Origin of the sequence: Robertmurraya sp. DFI.2.37 (assembly GCF_029211245.1) — a bacterium.
GTDB lineage: Bacteria > Bacillota > Bacilli > Bacillales > Cytobacillaceae > Robertmurraya > Robertmurraya methanolica_A.
Genome location: NZ_JARGEJ010000381.1, coordinates 1 through 361 on the forward strand (window position 1 = coordinate 1; position 361 = coordinate 361).

The window sequence follows — 361 nt, forward strand, 5'->3', positions numbered from 1 at the left end:
CTTAAACAATGTAGTTTCTATTTGACCAATAAGGAACTAACGGAAACAATGAATATTTTCCTTAAAAATGGATATGGTAAAACTACCCGTATTAAGGGTGAAGATGAATATAACAGCATATATTCACCAATAGAAAGTGCCATTAAGAAATCTAAAATAGCTAAAGATGAAATTGATTATATTCTCTTTATTGGAGGTAGTGCACAAAGTCCATATATACAAGAATCGCTAAATAAGTTTTTTGAAGATTCAGAAATGTTAGTTCCAGCAAATCTTCAAACGCATGTGTCTCATGGAGCAGCAATACATAGCTTGCTGTTTAACGGAATGAATAAATGTTTGATTCAGCCAATATCCAGTG

The 361-nt window shown here is 31.9% G+C and carries 1 protein-coding gene; it reads left to right on the plus strand.

What is annotated here, in order from left to right:
- Positions 1-21: 21 nt before the first annotated feature.
- Positions 22-361: Hsp70 family protein (locus PZE06_RS26960; protein ID WP_275792232.1), on the plus strand; the 340-nt coding region annotated here is incomplete at its 3' end.